Annotated in this window: 16 protein-coding genes; 9 read left to right on the plus strand and 7 right to left on the minus strand. The window is 74.1% G+C overall.

Annotated elements, in window-relative coordinates:
• Nucleotides 1–26: 26 nt before the first annotated feature.
• The gene (metF, locus tag ACFY3N_RS12140) at nt 27–950 is read left to right on the plus strand and encodes a methylenetetrahydrofolate reductase [NAD(P)H] (RefSeq protein ID WP_390816542.1); all 924 of its coding nucleotides are present in this window, start codon (nt 27–29) and stop codon (nt 948–950) included.
• Between the two features lie 56 nt (nt 951–1006).
• A complete protein-coding gene (locus ACFY3N_RS12145) occupies nt 1007–1948 on the plus strand; it encodes a hypothetical protein (protein WP_390816543.1) in 942 nt (313 codons plus the stop codon).
• A gap of 6 nt (nt 1949–1954) precedes the next feature.
• Here the strand turns inward: ACFY3N_RS12145 and ACFY3N_RS12150 are convergent, their stop codons facing one another.
• The 3 genes from ACFY3N_RS12150 to ACFY3N_RS12160 all read right to left on the minus strand — a co-directional run bounded on the left by ACFY3N_RS12150 (nt 1955) and on the right by ACFY3N_RS12160 (nt 4704).
• On the minus strand, nt 1955–3451 hold the full coding sequence (locus ACFY3N_RS12150; RefSeq protein ID WP_390816544.1) for a phytoene desaturase family protein: 1497 nt from the start codon (nt 3449–3451) through the stop codon (nt 1955–1957).
• 403 nt (nt 3452–3854) lie between these two features.
• Nucleotides 3855–4484, minus strand: coding sequence for a TetR/AcrR family transcriptional regulator (locus ACFY3N_RS12155; RefSeq protein WP_390816545.1), 630 nt, complete (start codon nt 4482–4484; stop codon nt 3855–3857).
• 46 nt (nt 4485–4530) lie between these two features.
• Nucleotides 4531–4704, minus strand: coding sequence for a hypothetical protein (locus ACFY3N_RS12160; protein ID WP_390816873.1), 174 nt, complete (start codon nt 4702–4704; stop codon nt 4531–4533).
• A gap of 160 nt (nt 4705–4864) precedes the next feature.
• Between ACFY3N_RS12160 and ACFY3N_RS12165 the strand changes: the two genes are divergently transcribed.
• The 3 genes from ACFY3N_RS12165 to ACFY3N_RS12175 all read left to right on the plus strand — a co-directional run bounded on the left by ACFY3N_RS12165 (nt 4865) and on the right by ACFY3N_RS12175 (nt 7135).
• The gene (locus tag ACFY3N_RS12165) at nt 4865–5404 is read left to right on the plus strand and encodes an SAV_6107 family HEPN domain-containing protein (RefSeq protein WP_390816546.1); all 540 of its coding nucleotides are present in this window, start codon (nt 4865–4867) and stop codon (nt 5402–5404) included.
• A 271-nt stretch (nt 5405–5675) separates the two neighbouring features.
• Nucleotides 5676–6446, plus strand: coding sequence for a methyltransferase (locus ACFY3N_RS12170; RefSeq protein WP_390816547.1), 771 nt, complete (start codon nt 5676–5678; stop codon nt 6444–6446).
• Between the two features lie 287 nt (nt 6447–6733).
• Nucleotides 6734–7135 carry a DUF3040 domain-containing protein gene (locus ACFY3N_RS12175; protein WP_390816548.1) on the plus strand — a complete coding sequence of 134 codons (402 nt, stop codon included), beginning with the start codon at nt 6734–6736 and terminating at the stop codon, nt 7133–7135.
• A 306-nt stretch (nt 7136–7441) separates the two neighbouring features.
• Here the strand turns inward: ACFY3N_RS12175 and ACFY3N_RS12180 are convergent, their stop codons facing one another.
• From ACFY3N_RS12180 to ACFY3N_RS12195, 4 genes are all read right to left on the minus strand, one after another.
• A complete protein-coding gene (locus tag ACFY3N_RS12180; protein ID WP_390816860.1) occupies nt 7442–9778 on the minus strand; it encodes a DUF3488 and DUF4129 domain-containing transglutaminase family protein in 2337 nt (778 codons plus the stop codon).
• Nucleotides 9779–9825: 47 nt separating this feature from the next.
• Entirely contained in the window at nt 9826–11199 is a 1374-nt protein-coding gene (locus ACFY3N_RS12185; protein WP_390816549.1) for a DUF58 domain-containing protein, read from the minus strand.
• Entirely contained in the window at nt 11199–12236 is a 1038-nt protein-coding gene (locus ACFY3N_RS12190) for an AAA family ATPase (RefSeq protein WP_390816550.1), read from the minus strand. Before ACFY3N_RS12190 ends, ACFY3N_RS12185 begins: the two co-directional genes overlap by 1 nt.
• Before the next feature lie 261 nt (nt 12237–12497).
• Nucleotides 12498–13046, minus strand: coding sequence for a beta-class carbonic anhydrase (locus ACFY3N_RS12195; protein ID WP_390816551.1), 549 nt, complete (start codon nt 13044–13046; stop codon nt 12498–12500).
• A 416-nt stretch (nt 13047–13462) separates the two neighbouring features.
• Between ACFY3N_RS12195 and rsmH the strand changes: the two genes are divergently transcribed.
• From rsmH to ACFY3N_RS12215, 4 genes are all read left to right on the plus strand, one after another.
• Entirely contained in the window at nt 13463–14419 is a 957-nt protein-coding gene (gene rsmH / locus ACFY3N_RS12200) for a 16S rRNA (cytosine(1402)-N(4))-methyltransferase RsmH (protein WP_390816552.1), read from the plus strand.
• A 75-nt stretch (nt 14420–14494) separates the two neighbouring features.
• Nucleotides 14495–14986 carry a septum formation initiator family protein gene (locus ACFY3N_RS12205; RefSeq protein ID WP_390816553.1) on the plus strand — a complete coding sequence of 164 codons (492 nt, stop codon included), beginning with the start codon at nt 14495–14497 and terminating at the stop codon, nt 14984–14986.
• A 5-nt stretch (nt 14987–14991) separates the two neighbouring features.
• Entirely contained in the window at nt 14992–16950 is a 1959-nt protein-coding gene (locus tag ACFY3N_RS12210; RefSeq protein ID WP_390816554.1) for a peptidoglycan D,D-transpeptidase FtsI family protein, read from the plus strand.
• Nucleotides 16951–17174: 224 nt separating this feature from the next.
• Nucleotides 17175–18695: a UDP-N-acetylmuramoyl-L-alanyl-D-glutamate--2,6-diaminopimelate ligase gene (locus ACFY3N_RS12215; protein WP_390816861.1), complete on the plus strand. Its 1521-nt coding sequence runs from the start codon at nt 17175–17177 to the stop codon at nt 18693–18695.

The raw sequence follows: 18695 nt of genomic DNA on the forward strand, positions 1-18695 counted from the left end.
CACGGCCCCCTGGCTAACCTGCCGGTATGGCCCTCGGAACCGCATCCACCAGGACTGACCGCGCCCGCACCGTGCGCGACATGCTCGCCACCGGCAAGACGACGTTCTCGTTCGAGTTCTCGGCGCCGAAGACCCCCAAGGGCGAGCGGAACCTGTGGAGCGCGCTGCGCAGGGTCGAGGCGGTCGGGCCGGACTTCGTCTCCGTGACCTACGGCGCGGGCGGCTCCACGCGCGCGGGCACGGTCAAGGAGACCCAGCAGATCGTCGCCGACACCACCCTCACCCCGGTCGCCCACCTCACCGCGGTCGACCACTCCATCGCCGAACTGCGCAACATCATCGGCCAGTACGCCGACGCCGGGATCCGCAACATGCTCGCCGTGCGCGGCGACCCGCCCGGCGACCCCATGGGCGACTGGGTGCCGCATCCGCAGGGCCTGACCTACGCCGCCGAACTCGTCCGGCTCATCAAGGAGTCGGGCGACTTCTGCGTCGGCGTCGCCGCCTTCCCGGAGATGCACCCGCGCTCGGCCGACTGGGACACCGACGTCGCCCGCTTCGTCGACAAGTGCCGGGCCGGCGCCGACTACGCGATCACGCAGATGTTCTTCCGGCCCGAGTCCTATCTGCGCCTGCGTGACCGAGTACACGCGGCGGGCTGCGAGACTCCCGTGATTCCCGAAGTCATGCCGGTGACCAGCGTGAAGATGCTGGAGAGGTTGCCGAAGCTCAGTAACGCGTCGTTCCCGGAGGCCCTCAAAGAGCGGATCCTCGCAGCGAAGGACGATCCGGCGGCGGTACGCTCCATCGGTATCGAGTTCGCCACGGAGTTCTGTGCCCGGCTGCTGGCCGAGGGAGTGCCCGGACTGCACTTCATCACACTCAACAACTCCACGGCGACCCTGGAAATCTACGAGAACCTGGGCCTGCACCACCCACCGCGGGCCTAGACCGGTCGCACTGATATACGACACACTGAGTAGCGGCCACTGGGAGAGGGGCGTACATGGGCTGGGCGGTCCTCTACATCGCGTTCGGCATCGTCGCGCTGTGGTTGCTCGGTGAGGTGCTGCTGCAGTACAAGGCACGCCTGCGCTGGCGGCTGCTCGCCTTCGCCGGCTTCCTCGGCGTCGTGCTCGGTGTGCTGATCCCGTCCGTCGTCGTCATCGGGCTGGGCGCCGCGGCCTTCGCGGTCGGCCAGACCTACGTGACGCTGTCGTTCCGCCGCGGCTTCGCGGCCGGCTGGGCGGTCAACGCGCCGGCGCTGGCCGCCGCCAAGGGCCGCCGCGGCGACCGCGGACGCCAGGAGCCGACCCTGGAGGTCTCCGACCTGGAGGCGTCCGGCGCCGGTCACGGCGACGAGGGCGACGTGCACCGCGACGGCACCGGCCACCGCGCGGACGACGACTACGACCGCGACGACGTGTTCACCCCCGCCGCCCGTCCCGACCGGCCGACGGCCGACGGGACCACCGCCGTCTACGAGCCGCAGCCCATGCCCGACGACACCGGCTCCTACGGCGTCTACGGCGACACCGGGTACGCGGCCCCGTCCCAGGAGCAGTACGCGGCGGCCGCCCAGGGCACCGACCCGAACCACGCCTACGACTACTCCGGCTACGGCCAGCAGCAGGGCTACGACACCACGGGCCAGCAGCAGTACGCGGCCTACTCCGACCCGTACATCGGCAACTCGGCCTACGGGAACGCCTCGTACGACACCGGCTACGCCGACCCGCAGCAGTACCCCCAGCAGGGCCACGGCCAGGACCCGTACGCCCAGCAGGGCTACGGCGCCGAGACCCCGGCCGGCGGCCTGTGGGTCCCGCAGCAGCGCACCGCCGACGACGCGTACGGCGGTGAACTCCCGCCCGAGCAGCAGCAGTACCCGTACCAGGGCGACGGACAGACGCACGGCAGCGGGTACGACGAGCAGTACCGCTACTGAGCGCGCTCACCGCGACCCGCGGAACTCCGGCCCCTCCACGATCAGCCCGGCCACCAGCGCCCCCGACATACCGGCGTGCGGGAGCCCGCCGCCGGGGTGGGACCAGCCCCCGGCCGTGAACAGCCCCGTCAGCCGGGTGCCGTTGGCCGGGTGCAGCAGCCGCCCGCCCGCCGCGGCCAGCGCCGGTGCCGGCACCGCGCCGCCCTCGGCGCCGGTCTCCCCGGCGATGTCGGCCGGGGTGCGCACCTCGTGCCACAGCAGACGGTCGCGCAGACCGGGCACCGCACGCCCGGCGACGGCGATCAGCTCCTCGGCGTACGCGTCCCAGTCACCCTCCGCCCCGGCGGGCACCACCGACGTCACCGTGACCGCCTCGTGGCCGGCGTCCGGGACCGGCGCCGGGTCGTCCGGCCGCAGCACCGTGACCGTGGGCCGCGGGGGCGGGCCCCCGGGCGCACCGGACAGCGACTCCAGTTCGGCCTCCCGGTCCTCGGTGTGCACGACCGTGCGGTGCGGGGTCCCCTCCGGACGCCCGCCCCGCAGCGCCAGCGCCACCGTCACCCGGCTCGCCGTCCCCCGCCGGCCCGGGACCTCGCCGTCCCCGCGCACCCGCGTCCCCCGGCTCAGCCGGTCCAGCACCCCGGGAGCCACCCCGGCGACCACGAAGTCCGCCTCCGCCACCGCGCCGCCGGCGAGCTCCAGCCCCGCCGCCCGGCCGTCCTTCTCCAGCACCCCGGCGACCTCCGCACCGAAGTGGAACTCCACCCGGCGGGCCAGGCACCGCTCGTACACCGCACGCGCCAGCTCCCGCATGCCGCCGCGCACGTACCACAGGCCGAAGGCGTGCTCCATGTACGGCAGCACCGCCGCGCTCGCCGGGGTGTCGCGGGGATCGAGGCCGTACGCCAGCGCATGGCTCTCCAGCAGCGCGATCAGCCGGGGATCGCGCAGTTCCCACGCCCCGACCTCCGCGAGCGTGCCCGCCCTGCGCGTGCGCAGGAACTTCCTGTGGGGGACCGCCGGATACGGCTCACGCCCGGCCAGGACCTGCCAGTTGGGCCACAGCGGCTCCTCCAGCAGCGGTCGGCGCGACCGGTCCCAGGCCTCCCGGGCCCGCACCAGGAAGTCCCCCCAGCGCCGGGCCGCGTCCGTCCCGAGGCTCTCCTCCAGCGCCGAGACGACGCCCGCGCGGGAGGCGCCCGCCAGCGACACGCGCGTACCGTCCGCGAACACGTGGTGCGACGACGGGTCGACCTGGACCAGCTCGACACACGCCTCCAGCGGCTCCCTGCCGGTCTTCACGAACAGGTCCCGGTAGACCGCCGGCAGCGGGAGCAGCCCGGGCCCGGTGTCGAAGGCGAACCCGTCCCGCTCCAGACGGCGCAGCGCACCGCCGTACGTCTCCGTCCGCTCGTACACCGCCACCCGGTGGCCCGCGACGGCCAGCCGGGCGGCGGCCGCCATCGCGCCCATCCCGGCGCCGATCACCGCAATCCGTGCCATGCCAGGGACTTTATCCGCCGCCACCGGGAGCCCTTCCCCGAGTACCCCCGCCCTCGGCGGCACCGGGCCGTGGGCGCGCGTGCGCGGTCCTGAGTACCCGTACCTAGCCGCCGAGTTGAGTACGCACGCGGATGGGTGCCGGCCCGCGGGGACGAGAGAGTGGGGACCACGGAGAGGGGCCCGCCCCCGGAACCGGCGACACGGGGCGCCGGAACGGTACGGGCCCACGATCCGCTCCTTCCGCCGGCACCGCCGACGGGAGCGAGGGACGGGGGGAACCGGGGGGACGACCGTCCGGGGGTTCCACGGGGGGACGTACGGGGGAGCGAGGAAGGCGCCGGTCCGACGGCGGCCCGCGGGGGACGCGGTCGCCGCCGGACCGGCGCCTTCGTCCGTCCCGGATTCAGCGGCGGCCGCTGACCCGCCCCTGCAGCAGCCGGGACAGGGCGGAGTGCACGTCGTCCAGGGAACGCTCCGGCTGGAAGGACTTCCAGTCCAGCGCGGCCACCAGCACCATGCCGACCAGCGCCGCCGCCGTCAGCGGGACGTCGATCTCGTCGCTGAACTCGCCGTTCGCCACGCCCTCGCGCAGCACGCCCTCGACCACCGCCACGGCCTGCTGCCGCACCACCGTCAGCGTGGACTGCCAGGCCCGGTTGGTGCGCCACAGCTCGGCCACGTACAACTGGGTGAAGGCCGGGTAGCGGTCGATGAAGAGGAGCCCCGCGCGGATCATCGCGTCCAGCGCGTCGACCCTGCCGCCGCCCTCCCCGGCCGTCCGCTCGGCCGCCTCCCGCAGCGAGGCGGTCAGCAGACCGACCCCGTGCCGCAGCAACTCCTCGAAGAGGACCGACTTGCTCGCGAAGTTGTAGTAGACCGTGCCCTTCGCGACCCCCGCCCGCTCGGCGATCTCGTCCACGGTGGTGGCGGAGAAGCCTTGTTCGGCGATGAGGGTGACGGCCGCCTCGTAGAGCTTCTGCCGGGTGGCCTCGCGGCGGGCACTGCCGCCCGGCGTGGTGCTGCTGCGTTCCATGGCCCCGATTGTCACAGGAACGGCGGTCCGTCCGTTCACGGGTCGGCTACAGGCTCGGCCCGGGGTGCGGCCGGTCCGGCGTCCGCACCTGGCGGCGGCGGGCCGGCGGCGCGGTGAGCGCGAGGGCGCCCGCGGTGAGGGCCGCGAGCACGGCGCACGCCTGCCCCACCGGTCCGGGGCCACCGCCCGTGACGGCGAGTCCGAGCGGACCGTCCAGCAAGTCCCCCGTTTTGAACCGACTGGTCGGTTCAAAACTGACGCGAACCGCCGAGCGAAGCAAAACCCCAGGTCGGAACGGATTGTCAGTGCCATACCGCACGATGTGCACATACGGCACCTCTCAGCGGGGGAGCCGTCACCAAGACGACAGGAGGTTCGTCATGGCCCACTCGTCCGCAGCCGCCGCCCGCCGGCGCCGCGCAACCGGCCCTGCCCCCTCACTGAACGGCCCGGCGAGCGACATCCACCCGGTGCTGCGCCGCGCCACGGCCCCGCCCGCCGCCCTCGGCCTGCTCGCCCAGGCCCGGGCCGGACTCGACGAGGCCGCCGTCCTCGAGACGTCCAACGAGCGCTATGCGACGGCCCACCTCGCCGCCCTGCGCACCGCCGCCGCCGTGCTCGCCGCCCGGGGCCGGCCCGAGGCCTCGCCCCGCGCCCGGGCCCGCATACGGAGCGCCTGGGAAGTGCTCCCCGAGATCGCGCCCGAGCTCACCGAGTGGAGCGCGCTCTTCGCCTCCGGGGCCGGGCGCCGCGCCCGGGCCGAGGCCGGCATCCGGGGCGCGGCGAGCGACCGGGACGCCGACGACCTGATACGCGACGTGGCCGTCTTCCTCCGCCTGGTCGAACGCATGCTGGTCCTCCAGCCGGTCCTGCCCCGGCCGCAGGGCGACAGGGGCGACGCCCCAGGGGTGCGGGGCTGAGCGGACGCGCGGCTCCGCCGCGTGGACGCGAAGGGGGTCCGGGACGGAGCCCCCGGGGGACGACGGGGCCCCGCTCATGGGGGTCCCTCCCGCTCGGGGGAAGCCGGGAGCGGGGGAGGGAAGGGGCTGCGGGGGCGGAACACCTCGCGCGGCCCCGCGGGTCCCCGGCCGGGTGGTCGGTCACCACGGTGCAGGCCATAGGGTGGACACCGCCTGAAACCCGATAGCTCCGCCGAAGCCCAGGCGGTGCCGCGCCGAGGAGTCAACTACCGTGTCGGACCCGATGCGGCCCCGTGCCGCCCTCCGTACCGCCGTGGTCTGGGAGGTCCTCCAGGAGGCCCTGGAACGCCGGGTCGAGGCGACCGGACGACAGGCGCTGGACGTCCTCGACACCGGCGGCGGCAGCGGAAACTTCGCGGTGCCCCTCGCCCGGCTCGGTCACCGGGTGACCGTCGTCGACCCCAGCCCCGACGCGCTGTTCGCCCTGGAGCGCCGCGCCGCCGAGGCCGGCGTCGCCGACCGGGTCCGGGGCGTCCAGGGCGACGCCCGGGGCCTCTTCGACGTGGCCGAGCGCGGCGGCTACGACGTCGTGCTGTGCCACGGCGTCCTGGAGTATGTCGACGACCCCGCCGAAGGCGTCAGCAACGCGGTGGCGGCCCTGCGCCCCGACGGCGTCCTCAGCCTGCTCGCCGCGGGACTCGGCGGCGCGGTGCTCGCCCGCGCCCTCGCCGGTCACTTCACGGAGGCCAAGCAGGCGCTCGAGGACCCGGACGGCCGATGGGGCGCCGGCGACCCCGTGCCGCGCCGCTTCACCGCCGACCGGCTCACCGCGCTCGTGGAGGGCGCGGGCCTGAGGGTCGGCGCCGTGCACGGCGTGCGGGTCTTCGCCGACCTCGTCCCCGGCGTGCTCGTCGACACCGAGCCCGGAGCCCTGGACGCGCTGCTGAAGCTGGAGGCCGCGGCGGCCGGGCTCGCCGCCTTCCACTCCGTGGCCACACAACTTCACGTGCTCGGTGAGACGCAGGGGACCGCGGGGGCCTGAGCGGCTGCCGGGACGCGGCGCTGATCAGGGCCGCGTCCGGCGGCCCGGCCGCGCATGGAGTGCGCCACAGGCCCCCCGAATGGCGGCTTGGCGCCGTATGATCGAGGGAGACCGCCCGGCATGACGGGCCGGCCGCCGGGGAATGAGAAGCCTCAGCGGGCCGGGACGTGATGGCTGGTACCGGTTGGCCAATTGGCGCAGAGGGGCGGGTTTCACGGGGGCGATTCCCCGCCTATCCTGAAGGGACCCCCGGGTCGCCCCGGCGACTGCACGATGAGGAGGACTCCGTGCCGCTCTCGGAGCACGAGCAGCGCATGCTCGAGCAAATGGAGCGAGCGCTGTACGCCGAAGATCCCAAGTTCGCGACGGCGCTCGAGGGAAGCGGGCTGCGTACGTACACCCGGCGACGGGTCTACCAGGCGGTCGCGGGCTTCCTCGTGGGTATTGCGCTCCTCATGGCCGGTATGGTCGCCCAGCAGGTCTGGCTCAGTGTCGTCGGGTTCCTCGTGATGCTGGGCTGCGCGGTCCTCGCGGTGACCGGCTGGCGCAAGGCGCCCAAGCCGGGGGAGCAGGCCGCCGGTGCGACGGGTGCGCCGCAGACGGGACGCCAGGTGAGACAGCGCCGCTCCGTGATGGACCGCATCGAGGAACGCTGGCAGCGCCGCCGCGACGAACAGGGCGGCCACTAGCGCCTCCGGCGCACCTCCGAGGAGACATGGCTCAGGGGGTGACCACCGACACGGTGGTCACCCCCTGACGCATGTCCCGGAGGGTGCGGGCCGACCGGGCTGGCGGGTCGCGCGGTCCGGAGCTCGTGGACGCCTCCCCCGGAAGGGGGACCTCCGGCCCACCCTTCCCCCCTCCCGGCTTCGCTCGAGCGGGAGGGACCCCCACCACGAGCGGGAGGGCCTCAGCCGCTCCTAGAGATGCCTCCCCAGGCCTTCAAGGCACTGGGGAGGCGCGACTGCCCGCGGTCGGCGCGGCACCGGGTTCGTTCAGCCCTGCTGCCGTGACGGCCGGCGCCAGGCAGGCCGCAGCGCCAGAAGCCGCGCCCGGACCCCGGCCCACCACGCCGACACCGCCCACACCACCCGCACGCTCGACCGCGGAGCGAACACCGCCCGCACCCGCGCCCACCGGCCGACCGCACCCCGCAGACCCGCGGCGACGCCCCGCACCTCGTCCGCCAGACCCGCCGCCGGCCGCGGCCGCGGCGCGTACAGGACCTGCTCCACCGCATCGGCCACCCGGTGCACCGACGCCGCCGCACCCGGGCCGAGCCGGCCCAGCCGCACGATCCGGTCCGCCGCCCCGCGCGGGGTCAGCGACTCGTCCGGCGCGATGCCGTGGTCCCACGCCGTGTCGGTCAGCTCGTCCCAGACGGCCAGCACGTACGGCACCGCCTCCGCCTCCGAACGGCCGTGCCCGCCCAGCCGCACCGCCCGGGTCCTCGCCCGCCACAGCATCGGCGACAGCGGCAGCACCAGCACGGCGAGACCGGCCAGCACCCACCCCAGCAGCGCGTACCACGTCGGCCCGTCGTCGCCCGTGTCCAGGGCCGCCTGCGGCGACTCGCTCTCGCACGCCCCGAGCCTCCTCCGCTCCGCCGTGCAGCTCTCGCTCTGCGAGGGCTCCGCCGACGGCTCCGCGGACGCGGTCCGTGAGGGCCGGGCCGGGTCGGGCACCGTGTTCTCCGGGGTGTTCTGCACGGTGTACGACGGCGTCGAACCACGGGTCGGGGTCGGCTCGAACCGGGTCCAGCCCACCCCCTCGAAGTACAGCTCCGGCCAGGCGTGCGCGTCCCGCAGTCCGACCGCGACCGTGCCGTCCGCCTGCGGGGTGCCGGGCGCGAAGCCCACCGCGACCCGCGCCGGTATGCCCAGCGAACGGGCCATCGACGCCATCGCGAACGAGAAGTGCACGCAGAAGCCCTGCCGGTCCCGCAGGAAACGGGCGATCGCCTGCGAGTCGCTGCCGACGTCGACCTCGGTGTCGTACTCGAAGCCGCCGGTCAGCGTGAAGTACTCCTGGAGCTTGACCGCCTGGTCGTAGGCGTTGGCCGCGCCCTCGGTGACCTCGCGGGCGGTGCGGGACACCACGAGCGGCAGCGAGTCCGGCAGCTCGGTGTACTCGCGCCGCAGCGCGGGCGTCGGCTCCGGCGCGTCGGCCAGCTGCTCCGCCGTGGGCTGCACGTGGAGGCTGCGCACCTCGTACGTCAGACCGCGCGTGTTCTGCCCGTGGTCGCCGACCAGCGTCATGCCGACGGGTTCGTAGCGCCAGTTGCCCCGGATGCTCACCCCGCTCGGCGGGTACGGCATCGGCAGCCAGTCCTGGGCGTACCAGTCGGCGGTCGAGATCGTCGTGCCGATCTCCGTGCGCTCGATGTCGGTGCCGAGGCCCGGCGGCGTCGGGAACGTGCCGTCGGGGACGGTGCTGATGGACCGCTTCGACGGCTTCCACGTGGTGCCGTCGAAGTCGTCCAGGGAGACGATCCGCAGATACAGGTCCGACACGTCCGTCAGCTCGGAGCGCACCGACATCACCTGGCGGTCCTCGTCCCTGTTCAGCGAGTCGCGCAGCGACACCAGCGGGTTCACCGCCGAGATGGTGCCGCCCCCGCCGGAGCCCGGGCCGACCCCCGTACCGGTGGGGTCCAGCAGGCCGCCGTTCATCGCGGGCAGGCCGAGCGGCACCACCAGGGCGATGCCCAGCGCGACCGCACCGATCCGCCGCCCGGTGCGCACCGGTGCCACGGCGCCGGGCGAGTCCCCGCCCGGGCCGGGCGCCCCGCCGAACACGCGCCCCCACTGGGAGAGCCGGTCCCGGCCCTCGGCGAGCAGCAGCATCAGGTAGCCGGCCGCCGCCAGCAGGAACCACAGCCAGTCGACGCCGTTGTCGGCCAGTCCCGCGGCCACCGAGTACAGGGCGAGCAGCGGCAGCCCGGCCGGGGCCGCGCTGCGGAAGGTCACCGCGAGGGTGTCCACCAGCAGTCCGATCACCAGCACGCCGCCGACCAGCATCAGCCGGATGCCGTCGGTCAGCGGCGCCGGGATTGCGTACCGGCCGACGTCGTCCCCGCCCTGCTCCAGCAGTCCGGCGAAGAAGCGGAAGGCGTCCGGCCCGGGTATCAGCCCGGCCGCGGCGTGCTCACGCGCGAACACCAGGGTCAGCAGCACCAGCGTCACCAGGACCTGCGCCGCCACCGTCAGCGGACGCGCCAGCGGCACCCGCCGGGCCGCCGCGCCCACGCCCGACTGCACCGCCAGCAGGAACGCCGCCTGGAGGATCCAGGACGCCGGGTCGACCAGCGGCAGCAGGGCGCACGCCGCCATCAGTGTGGCCGCCCACGCGCGCAGCGCCAGCCTCGCCCGCCCGCTGATCACGGTCCCTCCCCACCGCTCGCCGCGGCCAGGCCCGAACGCTCCCGGTCCGCCTGCCGCCACAGCTCGTCCAGCGAGGCGCCCCGCGGCACGCCCAGTGCCGTCCAGCCCGCCTCGCGCAGCATCCGCAGCCACTGCCCGCGCCTGTCCGACGCACCGGGCGCGTCGGCCGGTTCCCGCAGCCAGGTCCCGCTGTCCAGCAGGAAGGCGAGTGCGCCCCCGCTGCGCTGGCGCATCCGGGCGAGCACCGCGGCCTGCTCCTCGTCCAGGTCGCCGAGGAAGGCGACCAGCAGCCCCTCGTTCCCGCCGCGCAGCACGTCGTAGGCGCGGGACAGGCCCTCCTCGTCGGAGTGGTCCACCACGGCGAGGGCGTCCATCATCAGCCCGGCCGCGTCCGCCGACTCCTGGTTCACCCCCGCGAACCCGTCGGAACCCTCGCCCGGCACCGAGGTGCCGGTGTCGGTCAGCAGCCGCACCGAGAAACCGCGCTCCAGCATGTGCACCAGCACGGAGGCCGCACCGGACACCGCCCACTCGAACGCCGCGTCCGGTCCGGCGCCCGCGTAGGCGACGGCCCGGGTGTCCAGCAGCACCGTGCACCGGGCGCGCTGCGGCTGTTCCTCGCGGCGCACCATCAGCTCGCCGTAGCGGGCGGTGGAGCGCCAGTGCACCCGGCGCAGATCGTCGCCGTGGCGGTAGCCGCGCGGGATCACGTCGTCCTCGCCGGCCAGCGCCAGCGCGCGCTGCCGCCCGTCGCCGTGCCCCTTCGCCTCGCCGCTCAGCCGCACCGGCGGCAGCGGCTCCACGCGCGGGATCACCGTCAGCGTGTCGTACGTGGAGAAGGACCGGGTCAGCTCGCACATCCCGAACGGGTCGGACAGGCGCAGCTGCAGCGGGCCCAGCGGATAGCGGCCGCGCAGATCGGAGCGGACCCGGTAGGACACCTCGCGGCGCCCGCCCGCCTCCACCCGGTCCAGGACGAACCGCGGGCGCGGGCCGAGCACGTAGGGCACCCGGTCCTGGAGCATCAGCAGACCCGTGGGCAGCCGTGAGACGTTCTCCATCCGCAGGTGCACCCGCGCCTCGGAGCCGGCGGGCACCCGCCCGGGGGAGAGCCGGCGGCTGCCGGCGACCCGGTAGCGGGTGCGGTAGAGCACGGCCGCGCACACCAGCGGCAGCACCGCCAGCAGCAGCCCGACCCGCAGCAGATCGCTCTGCCCCAGCACATACGCGCAGATCGCGGCGGCCACGCCGGCGGCCAGGAAGGAGCGCCCGCGGGTGGTGAGACCCGCCAGGGCCGTCCTGACGCCGCTCCGGCCGCCCCCGCCGCCCTCCGCGTGGACGGTGCCCGCGGAGGCGCCCGGGGTCGTCATCACAGCCTCCGGGGCGGCTGCTGGCCGTAGCCCGGGCCGCCGCGGCCCAGGCCGAAGCCGGTCTGCTGCGGGGCCGTCGCGGGCACCGGGGTGTGCTGCAGGATCTCCTGCACCACCTGCTCCGAGGTACGGCGGTTGAGCTGGGCCTGGGCGGTGGGCAGCAGCCGGTGGGCGAGCACGGCCGTGGCGAGCGCCCGCACGTCGTCGGGCAGCGCGTACTCCCGGCCGCCGAGGGCGGCGGACGCCTTCGCCGCGCGCAGCAGGTGGAGCGTCGCGCGCGGGGAGGCGCCGAGTCTGAGGTCGGGGTGCGTGCGGGTGGCGGAGACCAGGTCGACCGCGTACCGCCGTACGGGCTCGGCCACGTGCACGCCGCGCACCGCCTCGATGAGCTTGAGGATCTCGTGCGCGTGCGCCACCGGCTGGAGGTCCTCCAGCGGGGAGACGCCGCCGTGCACGTCCAGCATCTGCAGCTCGGCCTCCGGGCTCGGGTAGCCGACCGAGACACGGGCCATGAAACGGTCGCGCTGGGCCTCCGGCAGCGGGTAGGTGCCCTCCATCTCGACCGGGTTCTGCGTCGCCACGACCATGAACGGGCTGGGCAGTTCGTAGGTCTTGCCGTCGATGGTGACCTGGCGCTCCTCCATCGACTCCAGCAGCGCGGACTGCGTCTTCGGCGACGCGCGGTTGATCTCGTCGCCGATCACCACCTGCGCGAAGATGGCGCCCGGCTTGAACTCGAAGTCACGGCGCTGCTGGTCCCAGATGGACACACCGGTGATGTCCGAGGGCAGCAGGTCCGGTGTGAACTGGATCCGCCGCACCGAGCAGTCGATGGACCGCGCCAGCGCCTTGGCCAGCATGGTCTTGCCGACTCCCGGGACATCCTCGATGAGCAGATGTCCCTCGGCGAGCAGTACGGTCAGCGAGAGCCGTACGACCTCGGGCTTTCCCTCGATCACGCCTTCCACCGAACTCCGCACGCGTTCCACCACGGCGGTCAGATCAGTGAGGCTCGCTCGATCGTCATAGGTCGTCACCCGGCCCTCCTCGGCCCTTCCCCGCGCTCCACAAGGAGCGGGGGACCCCAAATGTCCCGGGGCCGACGCCGTGCTGTGCGGACCGGCCCACCCCGAATCACGGACACCACGCGGGAAAAGTTCCGCGTGGCACCACTCCCGCATTCTTGCCGCCGTTACCGATTCGTGTCACTCGCCTGTGGACAACTGACAGCGATATGTCAGGTCTTACGACGTCGCACGGGGTCCGGAGTCCAGCTTTCTCCGGGGTGGGCGGCCGGGTCAGGCGGGGTCGATCTCGCGCAGCAGGCCCGTCCTCACGTCGAAGACGAAGCCCCGCACGTCGTCGGTGTGCAGCAGGAACGGCGAGGTGCGCACGCGCTGCATCGACTGCCGTACGTCCTGGTCCACGTCCCGGAAGGCCTCCACGGCCCAGCTGGGACGCTGGCCCACCTCCATCTCCAGGTCGTGCCGGAACTCCTCGGTGAGGGACTCCAGACCGCAGCCGGTGTGGTGGATGAGGACCACGCTGCGGGTGCCCAGCGCCCGCTGGCTGATGGTCAGCGAGCGGATCACGTCGTCGGTGACGACGCCGCCCGCGTTGCGGATGGTGTGGCAGTCGCCGAGCGACAGGCCCAGCGCGTCGTGCAGGTCGAGGCGGGCGTCCATGCAGGCCACCACGGCGACGTGGAGCACCGGGCGGGCGTCCATCCCGGGGTCGGTGAAGGCGGCCGCGTACCGCTGGTTGGCGTCGACCAGGCGGTCGGTGACCGTACCGTGGCCGGTGAGGGCGTTCTGGGAGCCGGTGGGAACCGATGCGGAAGTCGTCATACCCATGACGGTACTGGTCACAAGGGCATCAGGCCCGTTGTGAAAGGCGACAAAGAACGTCAGCGAGCCTTGGTGTGAGGTAACCCACAGGGGTGGTGTGAACCCCTTCCCACGGGTGATGCGTCCGGTCCGCCCCTTGACCCGCCGCGCGGCCCGCGACGCGCAGGCCGGTTGATTGACCGGGCGGGGCCGTGGACTAAAGTGGCGCGCAGCGGGAGGCGAGAGCGCCCGCTGCACTGATTTCCCCCGGATCCCCGGCGACGACCGGGAGATCCCCCGCGTGCGCGGCGCGCACGTACGGCTCGGCCTCCCCCCGCCGCCGCCCGGCCGACGCCCGACGGCGCCGGCCGCCCCTCACCGGGGGAGGGCGGGAACCCGGCGGTGCGTGAGCGCCACGCCGGATTTGAGAGGGCCACTTGAGCCAGAGTCGACACGTCCCGGTGATGCTCCAGCGGTGCCTGGACCTGCTGGCGCCCGCCCTGGAGCGGCCGGGAGCCGTGGTGGTCGACTGCACGCTCGGGCTCGGCGGCCACAGCGAGGCCCTGCTCCGGCGGTTCCCCGAGGCCCGGCTCGTCGCCCTGGACCGTGACAAGGAGGCCCTGCGCCTGTCCGGCGAGCGGCTCGCGCCCTACGGCGAACGGGCCACCCTGGTGCACGCCGTCTACGACGAGCTCCCCGACGTCCTCGCCCGGCTCGGCGTCCCGCGCGTGCGGGGTGTCCTGTTCGACCTCGGGGTGTCCTCCATGCAGCTCGACGAGGCCGGCCGCGGCTTCGCCTACGCCCAGGACGCCCCCCTCGACATGCGCATGGACCAGACGACCGGCGTCAGCGCCGCCGAGGTCCTCAACACCTACCCGCCCGGCGAGCTCGTCCGGATTCTGCGCGCCTACGGCGAGGAGAAGCAGGCCAAGCGCATCGTGGCCGCCGTCGTGCGCGAGCGCGAGAAGGAGCCGTTCACGAACAGCGCGCGCCTGGTCGAGCTGATCCGCGACGCGCTGCCGCAGGCCGCCAAGCGCACGGGCGGCAACCCGGCCAAGCGCACCTTCCAGGCCCTGCGGATCGAGGTCAACGGCGAGCTGTCGGTGCTGGAGCGGGCGATCCCGGCGGCCGTGAAGGCCCTCGAGGTCGGCGGACGGATCGCCGTGCTGTCGTACCACTCCCTGGAGGACCGGCTCGTCAAGCAGGTGTTCGCGGCCGGCGCCGCCACCACCGCCCCGCCCGGACTCCCGGTCGTCCCCGAGCAGTACCAGCCCCGGCTCAAGCTGCTCACGCGCGGTGCCGAACTTCCCACCGAGGAGGAGATCGCCGAGAACCGCCGCGCGGCCCCCGCGCGGCTGCGCGGCGCCGAGCGGATCCGGGAGGACGTCGGTTGAGGCACGGACGGCGCACGAGGCGGGTGACGGGCGGCCGGACGTACGGGCGGGAAGAGCGAACTCAGGGGAGCGTGAGTGAGTAGGAAACCCGAACTGAAGGGGCGGCCCGAGCTGAAGGGGAGGGCGGCCCGGCTCGCCCGGCTCCTGCCCACCGGGCGCGCCCAGGCGGCGCGCACCCCCTTCGTCCTCCTCGTCGTCGTCCTCCTCGGCGGTGGTCTGATCGGCCTCCTGGTGCTGAACTCCGCGCTCAGCGAGGGCGCGTTCCAGCTCGACGACCTCCAGCGGGAGACCAAGAACCTCACCGACGAGGAACAGGCCCTGCAACGGGACATCGACGCCTACTCCGCCCCCGACGCCCTCCAGCGCCGCGCCCGCGAGCTCGGCATGGTGCCCGGCGGCGACCCCGCCTTCCTCGGCCCCGACGGCAAGGTCAAGGGCGTGCCCGGCGCCGCCTCCGCCGCCCGCGCCCCCCTGGTCCTCGCGCCCGAGGCACTGACCACCGGGACGGTCCCGCCGCCCGCCACGCCCACGCCCTCCTCCGCCTCGAACCCGACCCCCGGCAGGTGACGGAAGTGTCCGACAGGGAACCGCCCCGCCGCCGGGTGCCCGGCCCCGCCCGGCCCGTCCGCCCGGCCGCCGGACGGCGCCCCGGTCCCGGCGCCCGCCCGGCCCGCAGACCTTCGGGGCCCCGCCCCGCGCCCCCGAAGGTCATCCGGCTGGGCAGCCCGCGCCCCCGGCTGCGTCTGATCGGCGTGGCCCTGACCCTGGTCCTGCTCGCCTTCGTCGTCCGCCTGTTCCAGGTGCAGGCCGTCGACGCGAGCACCTACGCCGCCAAGGCCGACCGGAACCGCTACGTCGGCCAGGTGCTGGAGGCCGAGCGCGGCGGGATCACCGACCGCCACGGCGTGGCCCTGGCCACCACGGAGGACGCCTACGACATCACGGCCGACCCCACGATGTTCGCCCCGGACGAGCTGGAGATCGCCGACGGCCCCGAGCAGGCCGCCGCCCTCCTCGCCCCGATCCTCGGCCAGGACCAGGACGAACTGGTCGAGAAGCTGCGCCCGGAGAACAAGGCCCTGCGCTACGTCAAACTGGCCGGCCGCCAGACCCCGCAGACCTGGAGGCAGATCAAGGACCTGAAGGCCGCGCTCGCCAAGAAGGCCGGGACCGACGACTCCACCGCCAACGTCCTGGCCGGCGTCTTCTCCGTGCCCACCAGCAAGCGGGTGTACCCCAACAACGAGCTCGCCGCCGGGATACTGGGCTGGGTCAACGCCGAGGGCAAGGCCGGCGGCGGCATCGAGCTCCAGCTCGACAAGCGGCTCGCCGGCCAGGACGGCAAGATCCGCTACGCCCAGTCCGGCGGCCGTCTCGTCCCGACCGCGGGCTCCACCGAGACCCCGGCCGTGCCCGGCAGCGACGTCGAGCTCACCATCGACCGCGACATCCAGTGGGCCGCGCAGAACGCCATCAGCGAGCAGGTGGAGAAGTCCGCGGCCGACCGCGGCTACGTCATCGTCCAGGACACCCGCACCGGCGAGGTCCTCGCGATGGCCAACGCGCCCGGGTTCGATCCGGGCGACCTCTCCGAGGCCGATCCGGAGGCGCTCGGCAACGCGGCCGTCCAGGACGCCTTCGAACCGGGCTCCACCGCCAAGGTGCTCTCCATGGCGGCGGTCCTCGAGGAGAACGCGGCCACCCCCGGAACGCACGTCGTCGTGCCCAACCGGCTGCACCGCGGCGACCGGCTCTTCAAGGACGACATCGACCACCCGACCTGGTACCTGACGCTCAACGGGGTGCTCGCCAAGTCCAGCAACATCGGCACCATCCTCGCCACCGGCCAGCTCGGCAGGACCCAGGCCCAGGCCAACAAGGTCCTCTACGAGTACCTGCGCAAGTTCGGCCTCGGCAGCGACACCGGGCTCGGCTTCCCCGGCGAGACCAAGGGCATCCTGGCCCCGCCGGACGAGTGGTCCACCTCGCAGCAGTACACGATCCCTTTCGGCCAGGGCGTCTCCGTGAACGCCATGCAGGCCGCCTCCGTCTATTCGACCATCGCCAACGGCGGCGTCCGCGTCGAACCCACCCTGGTGCGCGGCTCCAAGGGCCCCGACGGACGCTTCACCCCCGCCCCGGAGCCCGAGAGGACCAGGGTGGTCAGCGAGAAGACGGCGAAGACGCTCGCCCGGATGCTGGAGTCGGTCGTCGACGACGAGGAGGGCACCGGAACCAAGGCGCGCATCCCGGGCTACCGGGTCGCGGGGAAGACGGGCACGGCGAACCGGGTGGATCCGGCCACCGGCAAATACCACGGCTACACCTCGTCCTTCGCCGGCTTCGCCCCCGCCGACAAGCCCAGGATCACCGTCTACTGCGCCATCCAGAACGCCACCGAGGGCAGCTACTTCGGCGGCCAGATCTGCGGACCCGTGTACAAGCAGGTCATGGAGTTCGCCCTGAAGACCCTTCAGGTGCCGCCGACCGGCGCCGCCCCCGCCGACCTCCCGGTCACCTTCAAGCCCTGACCCCCGCCGAGCACCGAGCCACCAGGAACCACCCCGTGACGACGATCACCCCCGACCCCGGGAACCAGAACACCCCCCGCCCCTCGCCCACCCGTCACCCGCCACCGCCCTTGCCGGACCGCGCTGCGCGCGGGCCCCTCTTTTCCCCCCCGGCCGGTACGCCCGGTACGCTCACCGCCGTGCCACACGCCGATCAGTCCCAAACCACCCAGAAGGGCCACCCCGTGTCATATCCGGGACCGCCCCGTCCGGCCCGGGTCTCCGCCGCGCCACTCGCGGAACTCGCCGGTCAGCTGGGTGCCCCCGTGCCGGAACGGGCCGCCGAGGTCACGGGCATCACCCATGACTCGCGCGCCGTCCGCCCCGGCGACCTGTACGCCGCCCTCCCGGGCGCCCGCGCCCACGGCGCCGACTTCGTCACCCAGGCCGCCGGCCTTGGCGCGGTCGCCGTGCTGACCGACCCGTCCGGCGCCGAGCGCGTCGCCGCGGCCGGACTGCCGGCGCTGGTGGTCGACGACCCGCGCGCGCGGATGGGTGAGCTGGCGGCCACCATCTACGGCCACCCGGGCCGTGACCTGCTCCAGATCGGCATCACCGGCACCTCGGGCAAGACCACCACCGCCTACCTCGTCGAGGGCGGGCTGAGGACGGTCCACCGCACGGGACTCATCGGCACGGTCGAGATGCGCATCGGCGACGAGCGCATCAAGTCCGAGCGCACCACGCCCGAGGCCACCGACCTCCAGGCGCTGTTCGCCGTCATGCGCGAGCGCGGCACCGACGCGGTCGCCATGGAGGTCTCCAGTCACGCCCTGGTCCTCGGCCGGGTCGACGGCTGCGTCTTCGACATCGCCGTCTTCACCAACCTCAGCCCGGAACACATGGAGTTCCACTCCGACATGGAGGACTACTTCCGGGCCAAGGCACAGCTGTTCACGCCGGAGCGCAGCAGGCTCGGCGTGGTCAACGCGGACGACGAGTACGGCCGCCGGCTCGCCAAGGAGGCCGGCGTCCCGGTCGTCACCTACTCCGCCGAGGGCCACCCCGACGCCGACTGGCGCGCCGAGGACGTCGAGGTCGGCCCGATGGACTCGACGTTCACCGTGATCGGTCCCGGGGGCGAGCGGATCGGCGCCAGGTCGCCGCTGCCGGGGCCCTTCAACGTGGCCAACACCCTCGCCGCGATCGTCGCCCTCGCCGCCGCCGGACTCGACCCGCAGGCCGCCGCCGACGGCGTCGCCGCCGTGCCGGGCGTGCCGGGCCGGCTGGAGCGCGTGGACGCCGGACAGCCGTATCTCGCGGTGGTGGACTACGCCCACAAGACCGACGCCGTGGAATCGGTACTGCGCGCCCTGCGCAAGGTCACCGAGGGCCGGGTGCACGTCGTGCTCGGCTGCGGCGGGGACCGCGACAAGACCAAGCGGGTGCCCATGGGCGCCGCCGCCGCGCGGCTCGCCGACACGGCCGTGCTGACCTCCGACAACCCCCGCTCCGAGGACCCCCTGGCGATCCTCGCCACCATGCTCCACGGCGCCGCCTCCGTGCCCGTCCACGAGCGCGGCGAGGTGCAGGTCTTCGAGGACCGGGCCGCCGCGATCGCCGCCGCCGTCGCCCTGGCGCGGCCCGGCGACACGGTGCTGGTCGCCGGCAAGGGCCACGAGCAGGGGCAGGACATCGCCGGGGTGGTGCGTCCCTTCGACGACCGCCAGGTGCTTCGGGAAGCCATCAAGAAAACCCAGGGATGA

Origin of the sequence: Streptomyces sp. NPDC000348, assembly GCF_042898795.1 — a bacterium.
Classification (GTDB): Bacteria; Actinomycetota; Actinomycetes; order Streptomycetales; family Streptomycetaceae; genus Streptomyces.

Coding starts and splice junctions, on each gene's coding strand:
- ACFY3N_RS12155 (WP_390816545.1), bottom strand. CDS start 4,484: ATGGAACGCAGCAGCACCACGCCGGGCGGCAGTGCCCGCCGCGAGGCC.
- ACFY3N_RS12185 (WP_390816549.1), bottom strand. CDS start 11,199: ATGACGACCCCGGGCGCCTCCGCGGGCACCGTCCACGCGGAGGGCGGC.
- ACFY3N_RS12145 (WP_390816543.1), top strand. CDS start 1,007: ATGGGCTGGGCGGTCCTCTACATCGCGTTCGGCATCGTCGCGCTGTGG.
- ACFY3N_RS12180 (WP_390816860.1), bottom strand. CDS start 9,778: ATGGCGGCGTGCGCCCTGCTGCCGCTGGTCGACCCGGCGTCCTGGATC.
- ACFY3N_RS12165 (WP_390816546.1), top strand. CDS start 4,865: ATGGCCCACTCGTCCGCAGCCGCCGCCCGCCGGCGCCGCGCAACCGGC.
- metF (WP_390816542.1), top strand. CDS start 27: ATGGCCCTCGGAACCGCATCCACCAGGACTGACCGCGCCCGCACCGTG.
- ACFY3N_RS12195 (WP_390816551.1), bottom strand. CDS start 13,046: ATGACGACTTCCGCATCGGTTCCCACCGGCTCCCAGAACGCCCTCACC.
- ACFY3N_RS12150 (WP_390816544.1), bottom strand. CDS start 3,451: ATGGCACGGATTGCGGTGATCGGCGCCGGGATGGGCGCGATGGCGGCC.